We start from the raw sequence: 15,916 nt of genomic DNA, 5'->3' as shown, positions 1-15,916 counted from the left end.
CCGGTCCTGACCGGCGTCATGCCAGGTCAGACTCGGTGATGCGATGGTGGAGCGCTACCGGGCTGCGATGGCATCCGCAGCCGTGGAGATCTACCATCACGTGTAGGCACTATGCGCCCCTGCGGTCGTAGGGAGGCCGATATGGCGGATGCCGGATTCGGACAAGTGGGCCTCTCGCCCTACCTGCCGATCGCCGAGCACGGCCTTATCGGCGATCTTCACAGTGCGGCGCTCGTGGGCACCAACGGCACCATCGATTGGTATTGCTGCCCGCGCTTTGACTCACCGAGCGTGTTCGCCTCCATTCTGGACGCGAACCGGGGCGGATCGTTCGAGCTGGCCGCCGAGGTGCCGACGAGAACCCGGCAGTTCTACTTTCCCGACACAAACGTACTTATCACGCGGTTCTTCGCCTCCGACGGGGTGGCTGAGATCCAGGACTTCATGCCGGTCACCGACGACTCCGGCGCGACGGCCCGGCACCGGCTGATCCGGCGGGTGATCTGCGTTCGGGGAACGCTCCCGTTCACAGCGCGGGTGGCTCCCCGCTTCGGCTACGGGGCCGAACCGCATTCCGCGCGACTGCAGGGCAACGACGCACTGTTCCGGTCCGAGAACCTGTCGTTGGCGCTGACCGCCACCACGCCACTGGAGTGCGACGGGCTGGACGTGTGGTCGCACTTCAAGCTCCTCGAAGGCGAGTCCGCGGTGTTCGCCCTCGACCAGATCAGTGACGACGTCATCCCGCGCGCCTGTCCCCAGGCCGAGGCGGAGGACCAGTTCGAGACAACGGTCAGGTTCTGGCGCAACTGGCTGGCCGGCTCGCGCTACCACGGACGCTGGCGGGAGATGGTGCACCGCTCCGCGCTCGTGCTGAAGCTGCTCACCTACGCGCCGACGGGTGCGATCGTGGCTGCCCCGACGACCAGTCTGCCCGAGCTGATCGGCGGCGAGCGCAATTGGGACTACCGGTTCGTATGGGTCCGTGACGCCGCCTTCTGTGTCTACGCCATGCTCAGGCTGGGCTTCACCGGAGAGGCCGAGGCGTTCATGGGCTTCCTGTCCGAGCGGGGCATCATGCGTGGCAGCGGTCCCGCGGGGCCGCTGCAGATCATGTACGGAATCGACGGGCGCGGCGAGCTGCCCGAGCGTGAGCTGCCCCACCTCGAGGGCTACCTGGGGTCCGCCCCGGTGCGGGTGGGAAATGCCGCCACCGGCCAGCTCCAGCTGGACATCTACGGAGCACTCATCGACTCCGTGTATCTGTACGACAAGTGGGGACAACCCATCAGCAGCGATCGGTGGGAGGAGCTCAGTGTTCTGGTGGACTGGCTCTGCGAACACTGGGACCAACCCGACGACGGCGTGTGGGAAACGCGCGGGGGACGCAGGAACTATCTGTATTCGCGGCTGATGTCCTGGGTGGCAATAGAACGAGCCATCCGGATGGCGAACCGCCGCGGCCTGCCCGCGGACCACCGCCGGTGGCGGCAGAGCCGTGATGCGATCTACCGGCAGATCATGCAACGCGGCTGGTCCCCCGAACGAGGGGCGTTCGTTCAGCACCTCGACGACCACGTACTCGATGCCTCTGTGCTGATGATGCCGATGGCCAAATTCATCGCACCCACCGACCCCAAATGGCTCGCGACCCTGGACGCGCTCACCGCGGACCTGGTGTCCGACTCGCTGGTCTACCGCTACGACCCGGAAGCCAGCCCGGACGGTCTCCGGGGGGCCGAGGGCACCTTCTCGATCTGCTCCTTCTGGTACGTCGAGGCGCTCGCCCGCGCCGGACGGCTGGAGGAGGCCCGGCTGGCCTTCGAGAAGATGCTCACCTACGCCAACCACGTCGGCCTGTACGCCGAGGAAATCGGACTGACCGGCGAACAACTCGGCAACTTCCCCCAGGCGTTCACCCACCTCTCACTGATCAGCGCCGCATTCAACCTCGACCGCGCCCTTGGCTGACAGGCCGTCATCACTGGCACCGGCCGGTCCGCGCCGCTTCTCCGCGCCCTTGTCGAGCGGGTCCCGGTGCGGCCCTGGGGCCCGATCGCGGCATCCCGCTCAGGTGGTACCGATTGAAAGATCAACGTGGCGGGGGGTTAGCATATGAGCACCGCCTAGCTCGAAAGATAAACCTGTGACTGTCAATGACGACTCGTTCACCAACTGGAAGAACCGCGAGGAGATCGCGGAGTCGATGATCCCCATCATCGGGAAGCTGCACAGGGAGCGGGACGTCACGGTCCTGCTTCACAGCCGCTCCTTGGTGAACAAGTCGGTGGTCAGCATCCTCAAGACCCACCGATTCGCCCGGCAGATCGCCGGTGGAGAACTCTCGGTCACCGAGACGCTGCCCTTCCTGCAGGCCCTCACCACGCTCGATCTCGGCCCTTCCCAGATCGACATCGGCATGCTCGCCGCGACGTACAAGACCGACGACCGCGGCCTCTCGGTGGAGGAGTTCACCGCTGGGGCCGTCGCCGGCGCCACGGGTACCAACAAGATCGAGCGCCGCGAGCCGCGCGACGTCGTCCTCTACGGGTTCGGCCGCATCGGTCGTCTCGTCGCCCGCCTGCTCATCGAGAAGGCCGGCTCCGGCAACGGCCTGCGACTGCGTGCCATCGTCGTGCGTCAGGGCGGCGACCAGGACATCGTCAAGCGCGCCTCGCTGCTGCGCCGCGACTCCATCCACGGTCAGTTCCAGGGCACGATCACCGTCGACGAGGCGAACAGCACGATCATCGCCAACGGCAACGAGATCAAGGTGATCTACGCCAACGACCCGTCGGAGGTCGACTACACGGCGTACGGCATCAAGGACGCCATCCTCATCGACAACACCGGCAAGTGGCGCGATCGCGAGGGCCTGTCGAAGCACCTCCGCCCCGGCGTCGAGAAGGTCGTCCTGACCGCGCCGGGGAAGGGCGACGTCCCCAACATCGTGCACGGCGTCAACCACGACATGATCAAGCCGGACGAGCAGATCCTGTCCTGCGCGTCCTGCACCACCAACGCCATCGTCCCGCCGCTGAAGGCGATGGCGGACGAGTACGGCGTCCTGCGCGGCCACGTGGAGACCGTCCACTCGTTCACCAACGACCAGAACCTGCTGGACAACTACCACGCGGCCGACCGCCGCGGCCGCTCGGCGCCGCTCAACATGGTCATCACCGAGACGGGTGCCGCCTCCGCCGTCGCCAAGGCGCTGCCCGACCTCAAGGCAAGGATCACCGGCAGCTCGATCCGCGTCCCGGTGCCGAACGTCTCGATCGCGATCCTCAACCTGCGGCTCGCGCGCGAGACCACCCGCGAGGAGGTCCTCGACCACCTCCGCAACGTGTCGCTGACCTCGCCGCTCAAGCGCCAGATCGACTTCATCAGCGCCCCTGACGCGGTCTCGAGCGACTTCATCGGCTCGCGCCACGCCTCGATCATCGACGCCGGCGCCACCAAGGTCGAGGGCGACGACGCGATCCTCTACCTCTGGTACGACAACGAGTTCGGCTACTCCTGCCAGGTCATCCGCGTCGTCCAGCACGTATCCGGGGTGGAGTACCCGACCTTCCCGGTCCCGGTGGTCTGATCCCGGTGGTCTGTCCGATCCGGTGTCCTGTCGGTGAATGGCAGGCCGCTGTGACTGAATCCCCATGATGGTCGTCAAACAGTCGGCGCTGGGCGGAACCGCGGACGGAGAAGATCCGGCGCGTGTCCGCCAGACCGTCGAGCTGACTGAGCGGGATGCGGGGCCACAACGGCGGTCAGCCTCATGCGGGCAGTGCGACCGTCATGACGTGCGAGGGTGACAGCCCGGCAACAGATCTCGCGGATCCCCGGGGGGCGGGGGCCCTGGCCAGGTTGTCGGTGGCATGACCTACTCTCCACTCACTCGCCACATCCTCGTCATATGGCATCAGCGTCGTACCCGCGGCATCCCCAGCCCGATCCAGGAGATGATCTCGCGCTGGATCTCGTTGTTGCCGCCGCCGAAGGTGAAGATCACGGCTGAGCGGTAGCCGCGCTCGAGCTCGCCGTGCAGGACCGCCCCGGCCGAGCCCTCCTTGAGGGCGCCTGCCGCGCCGACGACCTCCATCAGCCAGGCGTACGCGTCACGGCGCGCCTCGGAGCCGTACACCTTGACGGCGGACGCGTCCTGCGGGGTGAGGCTGCCTTGCTCGACGGCGCCCACCATCTGCCAGTTGAGCAGCTTCATCGCGTCGAGCTTGGTGTGGGTCTGCGCGAGCCGCTTGCGCACCCAGCCGAGGTCGATGACGCGGCGGCCGTCGGCGAGCTTGGTCTCGGCGGCCCAGCGCTGGACGTCGTGGAGCGCGCGGATGGCCATGGTGCCGTGGGCGGCGAGGGTGACGCGTTCGTGGTTGAGCTGGTTGGTGATCAGCCGCCAGCCCTTGTTCTCCTGGCCGACGCGGCGGGAGGCGGGTACCCGGATGTTCTCGTAGTAGCTGGCGGTGGTGTCGTGCGAGGCGAGGGTGTTGATGATGGTGCAGGAGTAGCCGGAGTCGGAGGTCGGGACCAGCAGCATGGTGATGCCCTTGTGCGGCGGTGCGTCGGGGTCGGTGCGCACGGCGAGCCAGACCCAGTCGGCGGTGTCGCCGTTGGTGGTCCAGATCTTCTGGCCGTTGACCGTGTAGTGGCCGGTGTCCTCGTCGCCCTCGCGCACCGCGCGGGTCTTGAGAGCCGCGAGGTCGGTGCCCGCGTCGGGCTCGCTGTACCCGATCGCGAAGTCGATCTCGCCGGAAAGGATCTTCGGCAGGAAGTACGCCTTCTGCTCGTCCGTGCCGAACTGCATGATCGTCGGGCCGACGGTGTTCAGCGCCATCAGCGGCAGCGGTACGCCTGCCTGGGCGGCCTCGTCGAAGAAGACGAACTGCTCCATGGGGTTGAGGCCGCGGCCGCCGTACTCCTTGGGCCAGCCGACACCGAGCCAGCCGTCCGTGCCGAGGCGGCGGATCGTCTCGCGGTAGAAGCGCTTCTGCGCGCCGGGGTCGGCGTAGCGGGCGTGGACGTTGTCCGGCACCAGGTCGGTGAAGTAGGTGCGCAGTTCGGCGCGCAACTGCTGCTGCTCAGGCGTGTATTCGAGGTGCACAGCCCCTCCAGGAGTCTCGCGGTCCGTCCCCGGGCGCGGCGCACACAGTAGAACGTGTTGCAAGAATCCGGAAGGGCCGGACCACGGAGAGGGGGAGCTACTGGCCAGGCAGCTCCACCGACTTGTACAGGGCGTCGATCAACGCCATCTTGCGCGGGTCGTCGGCGATGTTGGGACCCATGCGGTTCATCACGTATCCCAGGCTGATGCCCGCCTCCGGGTCGGCGAGTCCGCAGGAGCCGCCGAAGCCGTCGTGACCGAACGCCCGGGGGTTGGGGCCGTACGAACCGTTCTCACCGCTCAGCCAGAGGCCCAGCCCCACCTCCGTCTCGTGCTCGAAGCCCGCACCCAGCACCAGGTCCCGGCAGCGGCCCTGGCCTTCGCGGACGCGCTCGGCCGCCTCGGGCGACAGCAGGCGCCGGCTCCCGGACTCTCCGCGCCCGGCGAAGATTCCGTACAGGGCCGCGACCGCGCGGGCCGTTCCGTGGCCGTTGGCCGCGGGGATCTCGGCGGCGCGCCACTCGGGGGTGTTGGCGTCGGTGGCTCCGACGATGGGGTTGACCAGGGCCGCCAGCGCGGCGGGCTGCAACTGGGCGAAGACGGCGGCCTGTTCGCTGCTCGACGCGGCCGGCGGATACACCAGCTCGGCGGCGCGCCCGGCCTCCTTCTCCGGCAGTCCGATGGTGAAGTCGATGCCGAGCGGTCCGGTGACCTCCTGGAGCAGGAACTCTCCCGGCAGCTGTCCGGTGATGCGCCTGATGACCTCGCCGACCAGGAATCCGTAGGTCATGGCGTGGTACCCGGACTGCGTGCCCGGCTCCCACCAGGGCTCGGCTGCCGCCAGCCGCGACGTGGTCAGCTCCCAGTCGTAGAGCTCGGCGACCGTGTGCGGTTCGCGCAGTCCTGCCAGGCCCGCGCGGTGCGAGAGCAGATGGCGGACGAGAACGGCCTCCTTGCCTGCTGCGGCGAATTCCGGCCAGTAGGTGGCGACCGGAGCGTCCAGATCGAGCTGCCCCCGGTCGGCCAGCAGATGGGCGCACAGCGCCGTAGGACCCTTGGTCGTCGACCACACATTGACGAGGGTGTCGCGCACCCATGGAACGCTGCGCGCGGAGTCGGCCCAGCCGCCCCACAGGTCGACCACGGGCTCCCCGTCGATCAGAACACTCACGGCCGCGCCCAGTTCACCGCGTTCGCGGAAGTTCTTCTCGAAGGCAGCCCGGACGGCCCGGAACCGTTCGTCGCAGTGGCCGTCGATCTGGGCTTCGCGCTCTGACATGGGATCCTCCGTCGCCTCGGGCCGGTCCTGCGGCCTGCCGGTACCCGGCTCCCCAGAACGTACCGACTGGTCGGACTGGCGGGAAGAGCGCGAGCGGAAGGCACGCCGGGCGACGCGGCCCCCTCGTCCGCCCATGCCCCTCAAGCCCGGGCCGTCGCCGGGGTGAGCGAGGATGGAGGGAGAAGATCCACCCCGGAAGGAACCCGATGGTCCTCGACGACTCCGTACTGCTGCGCACCGAGGGCCACGCGGGGTACATCACCCTCAACCGTCCCCGCGCCCTCAACGCCCTCAACCACGCCATGGTCCGCACCGTCGATACGGCGCTGGCCGCATGGGAACAGGACCCTGCCGTCGAGGTCGTGGTCATCACCGGAGCCGGTGAGCGTGGGCTCTGCGCGGGGGGCGACATCCGCGCCGTCCGCGCGGACGCGCTGGCGGGCGGCAGCGCGTCGCTGGACTTCTGGCGGGACGAGTACCGCCTCAATGCCCGTATAGCCCGCTACTCCAAGCCGTATGTCGCCGTCATGGACGGCATCGTGATGGGTGGCGGTGTCGGCGTGTCCGCGCACGGCGACGTACGAATCGTCACCGAGCGGTCGAAGGTCGCCATGCCGGAGACGGGCATCGGCTTCGTACCGGATGTGGGCGGTACGCATCTGCTGGCGCAGGCGCCCGGCGAGCTCGGCACACATCTGGCGCTCACCGGCTCGGCGGTGGGCGCGGCCGATGCGCTGCTGTGCGGGCTCGCCGATCACTTCGTACCGTCGCAGCGGCTGGCCGAACTCACCGCGTCACTCGCCGAGTCGAACGTGACCGAGGCCGTGAGGCGGTGTGCCGGGCCCGCCCCCGAGGGCGAACTGGCCAGGCACCGCGAGTGGATCGACGACTGCTACGCCGCCGACTCCGTGGAGGAGATCCTCGACCGGCTGCTCGGCCGGGGCGATCCGGCGGCGAAGGAGACAGCCGAAACGATCCTCAGCAGATCGCCCACCTCGCTCAAGGTGACTCTCGCCGCGCTGCGTCGAGCCCGTGAACTCGGCGCGCTGGAGCCGGTCCTGGACCAGGAGTACCGCGTCTCGTGCGCGGCCTTCTCCTCGCCCGATCTGGTGGAAGGCGTCCGGGCGCAGGTCATCGACAAGGACCGCAGCCCGCGCTGGTCGCCCGCGGATCTTGTGCAGGTGACGGACGCGGACGTGGCCCGGTTCTTCGCACCGCTCGGCGAGCGCGGACTCGGACTCGGACTCGGGCGCGCCCTCGGACTCGGGCGGGGCATCGGACCCGGGCGCGGCCTCGGCGCCTGAGCTCAGCCGAGCAGATCGCGCAGCGAGGCCTTCATCCGGGCGACGAAGGCCTCGCGGACGGCCTCCTCCACAAGGTCCAGCGAAAGATACGGGTTGAGATCCTCCAGCTCGACGAGCAGCAGCTCACCGTCCGGCGCCCGGCAGGCGTCGACGCGCTGGATGCCGTGGTCCAGGGTGTTCCAGTCGATGAATCGCTGGGCGAACTCCAGGTCCGCCGGGCCCGGTTCGTACCGCTCCAGCTCCCACCGGCGCTCCGGGCGCGGGGCGTACAGGGCGTACTGGAAGTCCCGGTCGACGAAGTAGAAAGACACCTCGTAGCGGAACGGGATCCTGGGCTGCACCAGGACGTCGCCGTGCATGACCTCGGTGAGGCGGTCGGGGTGGAGAAACTCCATCCCGATCGAGTCCGCCCCGATCTTCGGTTTGACGACGTACTCCACGGACTGCGGCAGCCGTCCGAGGTCCTCACCGCGGTCCACGGTCGGTATCACCGGAAACCCGGCCGCGCTCAGCTCCACCAGATACTGCTTGCCCGCCATGTCCGCGCGGCCCGTCGGCGGATTGTAGAGGCGGGCGCCGGTCTTGCGGGCGAGGGCACGGAAGGCGTCGTACTCCCGCTGGTAGTGCAGCACGGGGCCGCTGTTGCGTACGAGGACGCCGTCGAAGGAGCCCATCAGACGCGCCGCGTCCAGCGGATGGCACAGAGCGACGTCGAAGTCCTCGCGCAGCCGCCCGGAGAGGCGGATGTCCTCGTCGCAGTAGCGGCGGCCCTTCGCCTCATAGCCGAGATCCGTGACATAGAGGATGCTCGGGCGTGCGGCGGTCATGGTGCTCCCGGTGCTCGGCGTGCATGGTCGGGCGTGATCGCCCGGCTTCCGTATCAATCGCCCGGCCTTCGTATCAGACGGCTCGAGCGCGGCCGGCAGCGGTCCTGCTCAGCGCTCGGGACGGAGCAGCAACAGCGCCGTGTCGTCGCCGCGCTCACGGTTGCCCGTCGCCTTGGCGATGAGACGGTCTGCCACGGCTTCCAGCGGCTGGTCGGTGGCGTGTCCCAGTTCCTCCGCCAGATCCGCCAGCACCTCGTCCATGTCGACCCCTGGGACCTCGATCAGTCCGTCCGTGTACAGGACCAGCAGGGATCCCGGGAGCATCGACACCAAAGTGGTCGGGTAGCCGGCCGACGGATCGACACCGAGCAGCGGGCCGCCGGCCAGGTCCAGGATGTGGACCCGGCCCTCCGGATCGCGGAGCAGCGGCTGGGGGTGTCCGGCACGAGCCAGCAGGGCACGGTGGCGCAACAGGTCCAGGTGCAGATATACGCAGCTGGCCAGCAGGTCTCCTTCGAGGTCGATCAGCAGACGGTTGGTGGATTCCATGACCCGGCCGGGCGGCTGGCCCACCGCCGTGTAGGCGCGGACCGCAGTGCGGACCTGGCCCATCAGTCCTGCGGCGGTGACATTGTGGCCCTGCACATCGCCGATGACGGCGGCCGCAGCGTCATGGGTGCGCATCAGGTCGTAGAAGTCGCCGCCGATGTCCATGCCCTGGGTGCCGGGCAGATACCGCGCGGCGGCCTCCAGACCGGACAGCTTCGGCAGCGAGTTCGGGAGCAGTGCTGACTGGAGTCCGTGGGCCAGCCGGTTCTTGGCGTCGTAGAGCCGGGCCCGCTCCAGGGCCTGGGCGATGAGACCGCTGAGGCTGGTGAGCACGGCACGCTCGTCGCTGGAGAAGTGGTGCGGCTGCGAGTAGCCGAGGACGCAGGTGCCGACGGGGCGTCCGGAGGCGATCAGCGGCAGATAGGCCCAGGCAGCCATGCCGTCCGGAGTCACGAAGCGGGCGGGATAGATGCGCTCCAGCTGCGCACGCGTCTCGAAGAAGGACGGCACTCCGCTCGAGAGCGCCTGGGCACCGGGGGTCTGGGCGACCAGGGGCATGCCGTCGAACTGGTCCACGATCGACGCGTCCTCGTAGCCGCGGTGTCCCAGGACGCGCAGCCGGCCCGACTCGGACGCGAGCATGACCAGCGACCGGCTCCCGACAGCCGGCATGATCTCGTCGGCCACCAGCTCGATCACGTCGGCCACGCCCACGGCCTCCGTCAGCGCACTGGCCAGGTTGAGGATGTGGGAAATGGCGACCAGCCGTGCGGGGTGCTCGGACGGCACGTCGGAGGGCATTTCCCGGACCGTTCCGCGGGCCGGGGTGATGCGCACGCTGATCCCGTTCCGGCTGGGGTGGAGCCGGAACATCAGCCAGTCCTGGGGCGGGCGCAGCGCGACGAACGAAGTGGCGTGCTGGCTGATCAGGGCCGCCCGGTAGCGGTCCTCGTACACCGGATCGTTCAGCCAGGGCAGCGCGGACCACAGCTGGCCTCCCAGCAGCTCGCCCACCGGCACACCGACCAGCTCGCCGGCGGCGGGGTTGGCGTAGGTGACGCGACCGTCCACGTCCAGCGAGCACATGCCGTCCGGAATCCGCGCCAGCAGGTGCACGGCCTCGACCGCGCCGGTCGTACCCGCCATGGCGGTCGGTCCCAGGAAGTCGGGCTCGGGGACCAGGGGGCGGCCTGCCTCCGCGGCCCGGCGCAGCCGCAGGGCGAGGCGGTCGCAGGCAGCGGTGAGACGGCCGCGTTCGTCGTCGGAGATGTCCGACGCATGGGAGCCCGGCCAGGTGAGGAACACCGCTCCGTACGCGGTGTCGTCGGTCGCGATGGGCAGGGCGGCGAGGGCGAACGGATACGGCAGGACCACCGCGATCCGTTGATAGCGGCTCGCCATTTCCTCCTCGCCGGGGACCCAGATCAGCCGCCGTTCGCGCAGGGCGTCGGCGACAGGGATGGGTGAGCTGACCGAGATCCGCTCCCAGGGCGCGGCGAAGGCTCGGGGCAGTCCGGCCATGACGGCCATCTCGAGCACCTGCTCATCGGGCGACAGCAAGTACACGGCGCCGGAGTGGGCGTGGACGTCGTCCATCATCCCGGCCAGGGCCAGGGACAGGAGGGGGTGGGAACCCTCGCTTGCGCTGTCCGGCGGGGTGGGCCCGGTGGCAAGCGGGTCCGGCAAGGGAAACCACCTCCTCCCGCCGCAATGCTCACGACCAAGGCTGCCGGTTGCGGGGGCTTCCCGCACGGCGAGCGGCAGTGAGGTCCGCTCGCCGTGCGGTGCGCTGTGCCCACCGGGGGCGGCACGCCTGTCGGCGGGCCGGTCGGCGGGCGCGCGCGAGCCGGACCTGTCCGAAGGCCGCACGCGCGGCTGCGGAGCGACGATGCCCTGAGGCCCTTGCGCAGCGCGGCCGCTGCACCCTGTCGCGGAGCCGCTCGCGCGGCAGCTCACCGCGGCGTATGCCGCCCGGGCCGGCGCACCGGTCGGGGCGGCGCACCGGTCGGGGCGGCACACCGCACGCACGGCCCGGAGAACGGCCGCCTCGCCCGGGCCGACTCGCGGGGCGCCGGGCACGGGACACGGGGCCACCGGGCGCAGGCCGCTCCCCCGGCCACGACGGGCCTACGCCGCCCGGCGCGATGCCACCCCCTCCGCCGCGATGCGGATCTCTGTACGTTCCGTGACGCCGCCCACCGTCGCCGCCAGGGTGACCGTCCCCGGCCGCAGCGCGGTGAGCCGGCCCGTAACCGGGTCGAACGCCGCCGCATGGCGGTGGCGAGCGTCCTCAGGCGCGCCGATGTACAGGTTCGGCGAGCCCGTCCAGTCCGCGCTCAGCGGGAACACCACCGGGACCCGCCGCGCACCCTGCGTGACCGTCGCCCGGGCGTCCGCGGCGTGGCCGGGCTTCAGCACAGCGGGCGCGTCCAGGGTCAGGCCGTCGACATGCGCCCGGGTCTGGACCGAGACCCAGTCCGGGCGGCCCTCCCACGGGCGAAGCCGCCCCGCCAGCTGCTCCCCGCGCGACACCTTGTCGACGCCGACCAGCGACCAGCCCGTGAAGCCGCCCTCGTCCGCCGGGCCCGCCGGGGCCTTGCCCGAGTTGCCGTTGATCAGATACGGCACGCCGTCCACGTGCTCGGCGTGGAAGACGCCGACATGGCTGCCTACGAGCCCCGCCCCCTTTCCGGTCGTACGGCGGAACTCCGTGAGCCACTGCTCGATCAGCGCCGCCTCCTTGCGGTCGCCGAGCCGGCTGCCCTGCTGCACGGTCGGGTCACGCGGCGGGACGTGCTCGACGAGCATCACCGACGAGATGCTCGCGTCCCTCGCCGCCGCGTCGAGCTGCGCGCGCACCGCCTTGATCTGGTCGAAGCCGCCGCCCCGCAGGCTCAGGCTCGAGGTGTCCAGGGTCAGGAACCGGGTACCGCGATGGTCGAACGTGCGGTGCGCGGGCCCGAATTCGGCGATGAAGTTGTCGATCTTGCCGCCCATCACCTCATGGTTGCCCGGCACGTAGTACCAGGGCAGCTCGTCCCCCAGTTCCTCGGTCAGGACGCGGCGCGCGAAGGCCAGATCCGCCGGAGAGCCCTCGTCGACGAGGTCGCCGTTGACGATGAGGAAGTCGGGCCGCGCGGCCTTGATCTCGCGCAGGGTCCGGCGCGCCTGCGCCACGATCGCGCTGTCGGGGTCGCGGGCGACGAACTGCGCGTCGGACATGACCGCGAACTGCCAGTCCCTGCCCTCGGTCTCGGCCGCCGGATCGATCAACGGGTCGGCCGTACGCGGCTGTTGAGGCAGCACGACCGTCGGTGGTACCTGCGCGGTCAGGCCGTCGATCACGATCTTCCCGGTGTACTGCTTGGCGGCCGCGGTCTCGGCCAGATAGAAGCGGTGCACCGACAGCGGCATCGCGGCCCCCGGCGGCACGGCGAAGGTCACCTGCCGCCAGCCCGTCCAGGTGACATACGGTCCGCGCAGCAACTGGTCGGAGCCGGCCGCGTCCTTGAGGTGCAGTGTCGGCCACGCGCCCTTCCCGTCGCCCTTGATCCAGAGCGTGAAGGACTGCGGCTGGCCCGGAACGGCGATCTGCCGCGGCGGGTTGGCGTACGCGGCCCTGGTCGCGGTCGACTGCGTGAAGTCGTAGGTGAGCTCCAGGCCCGTCCCACTCTGTCCTTCGGGTGTCGCCGCGACCGAGCCACTCGCGCGGGCCTGGCTGAAGGTCCAGGACGCGGCGTCGTCGAAGCCGGAGACCGGCTGCTCGGCGAGGCCGACGCTGACGGCGAACACGGTGGTGACGCCCGCGGCCGTCGCCGTGATCCGTCCGGCCCCGCTGCCCGTGCGGGACGTGACGGTGAACGAGCCCCGGCCGTCGTCGCGGATGTCGAAGAGCGTGTGGTCGTAGCCGAGTTGCACATCGGCCGGTTCCACCGGCGCGCTGTTGCCCTGGGCGTCGAGCCCGAGGATGCCGAAGGTGCCGGTGGCGCTCGCGTCCGCGAGGCCGACCCGCTTGGTGGTCGGCTCGATTCCGGCCAGGTCGTCGAGCACGGTCAGCTCGGTGCTGCCATGGGCACCCGCACGTTCCGCGCGTACCTCGGTCGTGCCGCTGTGCCGCGCCCGGAACGTCCCGTGATCGTCGACCCGGCCCACCGAAGGCTGGACGGCCCGCCAGTGCGGTGCTCCGGCGGCCGGCCCGTATGTCTCGTCGTAACCGGCGGCGGTGAGCCGGCGGGTCAGGCCGGGGAACACCCGCTCCGGGTGGCCGCCCTTGACCGGGTCGGCAGTGGGGGCGCTCCCGGCGGGCGTGCGGGTCTCGACCCAGAAGCCGCGCAACCGACCGCTGCCGTCGGGCGCGGTGAGCGCGAGGCCGTTGGGGACGGTGCGCTCGCTGCCGTCGGAGGGGCTGTTCTCCACCTGGAGGGCGTCGCTGCCGGGTTCGCGGGCGACGAGTGTCGAGGAGCCGCCGCCGTCGAGGTTGAGCGCGCTGTGCGCGCCGGCCTTCTTCATCATCAGGCCGAGTTCGGTGAGGGTGACTCCGCCGCTGTCGGCCTGGCGGCCGTCGACCGTGATGACCTGCATCGCGCGGCCGTCCTTGGAGAATCCGACGGCGGTACGGGGAGCGGCGGTGTTGTTGCCTTCGCCCTCGTGGTTCAGCGGTACGCCGTCGACGACGAGGAGTTCGCGGCCGCCGACGGCGGTACGCGGGACAGGCCCGCTGTCGGTACGCGGCCGGTACACCAGGGACACGGCGTCGCCCGGGCGCAGCGCCGCCAGCAGCCCGGCTCCGGCCTCCCGGCCGATCAGGACAGTGGTGTCCGCGGCGATCGGCCCGGTGCCGGGCCGACCGCTGACGGCGACGACCTTGCCGTCCCGTACGACCGCTTCGGCGACGGGCGTCGCGGCGTCGACGGTCAGCGCGCGGTCGGCGGTTCCCCAGGCGGCGGTGTACGCGCCGATCCCGCCGGCCGGGACGTTCGCGGCGTTGTACGCGGTCAGGGGGTGCGCACCGGATGGCAGCGTGAGAGTGCCGTCGAAGTACAACTGCAGGACACGTCCGGCGTTCTCCGGCCCGATGCCGACGGCCCGGTTGGCGCCGGTGGCCGGCGAGTGGGTGACCTTGCCGTCCTTGATGCCGGGGCCCTGCGGTGCGCCGGTCTGGTTGATGTCGAAGAAGTCCGCGTTGATCGCGGCGACCGTGCGCCGGCCCTTGCCGGGGTCATGCTGTGCGGCGAGTTCGGAGACGGCGCGGCGGTCGGCGACCTTCCCGGAGGAGAGGTAGTCGGCCTGTAAGCCGCTGCCGTCGAGGTCGACGGAGAGCGCGTCGACGCGCAGCCACTTGTCCGATTCGAGCCGGTCGTACGAGGTGAGGCTGATGCCCGGAGCGATCGGCCGGGAGCTGCGCGCGGTCTCGATGCCGTCGCCGTCCGCGACGGATCTCGGCCGTTCGGCCGGACCGCTCGCGGGCGGCGGCGCGACGGGCCGCAGCACTTCGGCGGAGTCTCGGGGACGGGGGTCGGGGGTGGAATCGGCGACGGCCGGGGATGTCGCCCCAGCCGTCAGTGCGGACACCGTCGCGAACAGCACGACGGACCGTCTTGCTCTGCCAAGGCCCACAACTACTCCAGGAATCCAGCTGGTTGAGCGCGTAATGCTGTCGGCGGACAGCATCGCGGCGCTCGGACAGACACACCAGGGGGCAGTGGGAACGATGGGAAGAACAGTCGGGGAGCACAGGCAATGGCACGACCCTTGGCACCCGGGAGATCAAGCGATCATTCCACTGGGCTCGGGTGCCCGGGCGCCGGCCGTTCTCCGTCTCACCGGCCCGCGCCGGTAGCTCCGCGTGCGTGCCACATTCATGAAAGAAAGCTGTAACAATTCACCATGCGAGACGATTTCCGGTGGACATTGACGTGACCGGAAGTCGCTGTCATTCTCTCCGGTGTGAGTCAAGCTGACATTCTCGTATCGCGCCTGCACGTCGATCTTCGACGGCACGCCAGCGCACTCTGTGCCGCCGGCCGCTGAAACACGCACAGCTGACTTCTCTTCCGGCGTCGAGCCTTCTCTCCAGAGGGTTCCGGCCAGGCTGAGCACCTCCGCCCCGCCGAGGCAGCAATTCTCACGGCAAGGCCCTTAAAAGAGCCTTCCGATTCTCTTCAACCCTTTTCCTGAACCTGTCCCGCGCCTTTTCAGCGCGATGTTTCAGGCATCTTCGCGTACCCCCGAAACGGAATGACTGATGACCTCCATCCTGGCTGTTTCCGGAAGCCCGTCCGTGAACTCGCGCACCGAATTGCTGGTCGAGCACGCGGTCCAGCGACTGTCCGTCACCGGCTTTGACGCGGGCCATCTGAAGGTGCGTGAGCTGCCCGCGGCCGAACTGCTGGCCGGCCGGTCCGACTCGCCCGCCCTGCGTGCGGCGGCCGAGCAGGTCGCCGCAGCGGACGGTCTGATAGTGGCCACACCCGTCTACAAGGCCTCCTACACCGGACTGCTCAAGGCCTTCCTCGATCTGCTGCCGCAGTCCGGCCTGGCCGGAAAGACGGTTCTGCCGCTGGCCACGGGCGGCAGCCTGGCACACGTACTCACCATCGACTACGCCCTGCGCCCGGTTCTTTCGGCGCTCGGGGCCCGGCATGTCGTCGGCGGCACCTTCCTCCTCGACAGCCATGTCGAGCGGCTGCCCGAAGGCGGGGCGCAGTTGAGCCCCGAGGCCGAACTCCGGCTCTTCGACGTCGTCGACGAGTTCATCCAGTCGCTCCCCTCCCGAATCCTCTCCCCCGCCCAGTCCCCAGCCCCCGGTGCGGCGACCTCCGCCTCCCGCAGCCACTGAAGGAATCCG

The 15,916-nt window shown here is 70.0% G+C and carries 10 protein-coding genes; 5 read left to right on the top strand and 5 right to left on the bottom strand.

Annotated elements, in window-relative coordinates; genetic code table 11:
* The first annotated feature begins 141 nt into the window (after positions 1-141).
* Together ACFWDI_RS03380 and ACFWDI_RS03375 are read left to right on the top strand one after the other, a co-directional pair.
* Positions 142-1,971: a glycoside hydrolase family 15 protein gene (locus ACFWDI_RS03380; protein ID WP_385301035.1), complete on the top strand. Its 1,830-nt coding sequence runs from the start codon at positions 142-144 to the stop codon at positions 1,969-1,971.
* Positions 1,972-2,146: 175 nt separating this feature from the next.
* A complete protein-coding gene (locus ACFWDI_RS03375; RefSeq protein ID WP_385301034.1) occupies positions 2,147-3,592 on the top strand; it encodes a glyceraldehyde-3-phosphate dehydrogenase in 1,446 nt (481 codons plus the stop codon).
* A gap of 327 nt (positions 3,593-3,919) precedes the next feature.
* Here the strand turns inward: ACFWDI_RS03375 and ACFWDI_RS03370 are convergent, their stop codons facing one another.
* Positions 3,920-5,110 carry an acyl-CoA dehydrogenase family protein gene (locus ACFWDI_RS03370; protein ID WP_385301033.1) on the bottom strand — a complete coding sequence of 397 codons (1,191 nt, stop codon included), beginning with the start codon at positions 5,108-5,110 and terminating at the stop codon, positions 3,920-3,922.
* Positions 5,111-5,207: 97 nt separating this feature from the next.
* On the bottom strand, positions 5,208-6,389 hold the full coding sequence (locus tag ACFWDI_RS03365) for a serine hydrolase domain-containing protein (RefSeq protein ID WP_385301031.1): 1,182 nt from the start codon (positions 6,387-6,389) through the stop codon (positions 5,208-5,210).
* A 206-nt stretch (positions 6,390-6,595) separates the two neighbouring features.
* On the opposite strand from ACFWDI_RS03365, the gene ACFWDI_RS03360 reads away from it, so the two are divergent.
* On the top strand, positions 6,596-7,693 hold the full coding sequence (locus tag ACFWDI_RS03360; protein WP_385301030.1) for an enoyl-CoA hydratase/isomerase family protein: 1,098 nt from the start codon (positions 6,596-6,598) through the stop codon (positions 7,691-7,693).
* Between the two features lie 2 nt (positions 7,694-7,695).
* Here ACFWDI_RS03360 and ACFWDI_RS03355 read toward each other — a convergent pair whose 3' ends face one another.
* The 3 genes from ACFWDI_RS03355 to ACFWDI_RS03345 form a co-directional block, all read right to left on the bottom strand.
* Complete coding sequence (locus tag ACFWDI_RS03355; RefSeq protein WP_385301029.1) at positions 7,696-8,520, bottom strand: hypothetical protein; 825 nt, start codon at positions 8,518-8,520, stop codon at positions 7,696-7,698.
* 108 nt (positions 8,521-8,628) lie between these two features.
* Complete coding sequence (locus ACFWDI_RS03350; protein ID WP_385301027.1) at positions 8,629-10,755, bottom strand: SpoIIE family protein phosphatase; 2,127 nt, start codon at positions 10,753-10,755, stop codon at positions 8,629-8,631.
* A gap of 441 nt (positions 10,756-11,196) precedes the next feature.
* Positions 11,197-14,652 (bottom strand): phosphodiester glycosidase family protein, encoded by a 3,456-nt coding sequence (locus tag ACFWDI_RS03345; protein WP_385301229.1) that lies wholly within the window; start codon positions 14,650-14,652, stop codon positions 11,197-11,199.
* Between the two features lie 363 nt (positions 14,653-15,015).
* On the opposite strand from ACFWDI_RS03345, the gene ACFWDI_RS03340 reads away from it, so the two are divergent.
* Together ACFWDI_RS03340 and ssuE are read left to right on the top strand one after the other, a co-directional pair.
* Positions 15,016-15,099 (top strand): putative leader peptide, encoded by an 84-nt coding sequence (locus ACFWDI_RS03340; RefSeq protein ID WP_351446407.1) that lies wholly within the window; start codon positions 15,016-15,018, stop codon positions 15,097-15,099.
* Between the two features lie 214 nt (positions 15,100-15,313).
* The gene (gene ssuE, locus ACFWDI_RS03335; protein ID WP_385301025.1) at positions 15,314-15,907 is read left to right on the top strand and encodes an NADPH-dependent FMN reductase; all 594 of its coding nucleotides are present in this window, start codon (positions 15,314-15,316) and stop codon (positions 15,905-15,907) included.
* Positions 15,908-15,916: the final 9 nt, after the last annotated feature.

This window comes from Streptomyces sp. NPDC060064 (assembly GCF_042736455.1).
Taxonomy (GTDB): domain Bacteria; phylum Actinomycetota; class Actinomycetes; order Streptomycetales; family Streptomycetaceae; genus Streptomyces.
The sequence above is the reverse complement of the archived record's forward strand: the minus strand, read 5'-3'. Positions and strand labels throughout refer to the sequence as shown.